The following is a 2,641-nucleotide window of genomic DNA, read 5'->3' on the forward strand; positions in this document are numbered from 1 at the left end:
AAGCTGCAACGCAAGCGTTCATCGCGGGCGTCGCCGCACAACTGGGCGACAACTTCATCCAGCAGACGCTGCAAAACGATCTGCACACGGATTTCGTGAAGCAGGGCGGCAGCTTCGGGATTCAGCAGGTTGGAATGATCATGGCGTCGGCCATGATGGCTGGTGCGCTTGCGCCGCTGATGGCCGGAATGGTCGCGGCGCAACTTGGTTCGGTTGCCGCGACATTTGCAGCGGGCGGGCTGGGCAATGTCATGGTCAGCGCGGCGCTGACGGCCATGACGAGTTCCGCATTCACGCAGGTGATGTACAACGGTTCGCTGGACTTCGGCTCGGTCATGAAGTCAGGGTTATCGGCGGCGATCACGGCGGGGTTGCTGAACGGGATTACGCTCAAGATCGACGATAGTGGAATGAGCTTGGGCGTCACGGGCAAGGTGTCGTCCGATAGCCTGAGCAGTCTCGCTGGCGTGAAGCCAACTTTCGTGGAAGGAGCGGCGAGCCAGGCTGGTACGGCATCCACAGGATTCTCAATCACGCAAGGCCTCGCAATCGCAGGTCAATCTGTGATTCAAGCGGGTGTGCAGTCAACGATTCAAGGCGGAAGTTTTCTGGATGCGTTGCAAACGAGCGGTATCAGCAACATTGGCGCAGCGTTGGCGTTCCAGATCGGCGAAGCGAAAGCTGGTGGCCTATTTGGTGACGGAATAAGCAAGGACATCCTTTCCATTGCTTCACACGCCGTGCTGGGTTGCGCGGGAAGCGCCGCGTCGGGAAATGGTTGCGCTGGTGGAGCCATCGGCGCAGCGGCAAGCGCGGCATTCACTCCGGACTTCATCAAAGGAATCGATCCGAGCGGGGCGCCACTCAACGCGGGCCAACTCTCCGCACTTTCCATGCTTTCGAGCTTGATGGGTGCAGGGTTGTCTGGAGCAGCCGGGGCAGATGCGAATGCCGGGGCGTTCTGGGCGCAAAACCAAGCGCTAAATAACGAGGCAGGAAGCTCAGAGCATATCGCCGATACCGTAAAGGGTGGGTTGGTAAGTAGCATCGTGGGGCTGATTTATGCGCTCATGCCGGCAGCGCCGGGCAATCCGATAACTCAGTTCGGAAGAGAGCAGTTTCAGGCATTGATGAAGGCGGGTGCACGGGCGAAGATGTTGGAGTCTCCGACGGATCTTTTTCTTCAGGGGACTGTAAATGGCATAACGGCCGTTGCTGGAGCAACCGGGGGTAGGCAACCTCCCACGAGTACAGGTGCAATACTTGCTCGGAGTGGTGGCGGCACGGAGTTGGTCGGGAGTATTGGGACACCAGGATATGTTCCAGATAATGTGATCTTGAGTCAGCGGGGCGGTGACGAACCACCGTCCGGAAGTGGCGGCTCAAATCGATATGACGAGGTATTTGGAGGGCGTACGTCCGTTGAAAACGTTACGTCCAGAGGCACGGTAATTGAATCCGTTAAAAAAGGGAATGATGCAACTGCCTTATCGGATTTTCTTGCTCTTAGACCTAATGATGTGAAGACTGTTGCAACTGGGCGGGGGGATCTTAAAATGGGATCGCTTGATGGTGGGGAAACAGTGATTCTACGTCCGAGTAAAGATGGTCGAACCACCATTGAATTCCAGAATTCAAGTGGACGCACAACAAGGGAGATTCGATATGGATCGAAGTGAAAGGGTTGTGAGTTTAAGTGGGAAGGATCTATTGGAGGTGAAATCAATTATTCTTCTTGATGGTTCTATAAATAAACCTGAGATTGCTCGCCGAGGCTGGAGTATTTTTGATATTGATGATAAGGCGATATTTGATGAGGATGCAATTAATCTTGCAAAATCTTTTAGATCTCAAGGGGCTTTTTGCTTTTTTGTGTCGCCGATATTTTCAATACTAAATGCTGAAGATAGATGCGATGCATTTAGATTCAAATCTACTCGAGAGGAAGTTGAATTTTTCCAAGGGGCCGAGTGGCACAGCATAAATCTCGACGATTGTCTGCTGTTCGATCTCCCGATGAACTGCGCGGTTCGTCGCCCCGGCACAGTTGATACGACTAGCTTTATGGGGAATTCTCTATTTATCAAGCAGATTTCTAGAGGGTGATTTTGGTGGTTTATGAGCGACTATTCGTGCCAAGAAGCCTGGCGTCGATCGGAGTTCTAATGGCTATGGGTGCGCACAAGCATTCTTGCCGATTTCCCTCTGTCAAAGATTTTCCATGGAGGACGGTAGGGGAGTAAGCGAATTTTGAGAGTTATTTTGTCGATGTGAAAAATGGAGAAATTAATATTTGAAATGGTCACCTTAACGTGACTAATTGGGATTAGGGCGCTATGCGAGCGGAAATAAAAAGTATTTCGAATGATGAATTTTATCTGGAATCGTTTCGTCCGGACGACCCAAAATCATTCTTTTTGACTCTTCGCATGCGAATCGGGCGCGAGGGTACCGCAACCGCGGACGATTTTGAACTACTCGTATGCTCACCCGGCTGGTTGTTAAAAAACACTTGGCAGCCGACCTGGGGGCGTCACATGCTGATTGTTCACGAGTATGATTTTCATGAGATTGAGCGCTTTATCCACGAGTACGTTGATCGCTGTGAGGGCGCTAATTGGGTGGAGGTTGCTACGAAGTT

At 52.0% G+C, this 2,641-nt stretch carries 3 protein-coding genes; all 3 read left to right on the forward strand.

All coding sequences use genetic code 11. The features are described from left to right. A partial coding sequence (locus A9762_RS26080) for a DUF637 domain-containing protein (RefSeq protein WP_083254311.1) occupies positions 1-1,679 on the forward strand: 1,679 nt, incomplete at its 5' end. Further along, positions 1,666-2,106 (forward strand): hypothetical protein, encoded by a 441-nt coding sequence (locus tag A9762_RS28755; RefSeq protein ID WP_139133415.1) that lies wholly within the window; start codon positions 1,666-1,668, stop codon positions 2,104-2,106. The genes A9762_RS26080 and A9762_RS28755, both read left to right, overlap by 14 nt. 230 nt (positions 2,107-2,336) lie before the next feature. Continuing rightward, positions 2,337-2,641 (forward strand): Imm8 family immunity protein (locus A9762_RS28345; protein ID WP_083254312.1); only part of this gene is annotated, 305 nt, incomplete at its 3' end.

Source organism: Pandoraea sp. ISTKB, assembly GCF_001721285.1.
In the GTDB taxonomy this organism is placed as follows: domain Bacteria; phylum Pseudomonadota; class Gammaproteobacteria; order Burkholderiales; family Burkholderiaceae; genus Pandoraea; species Pandoraea capi.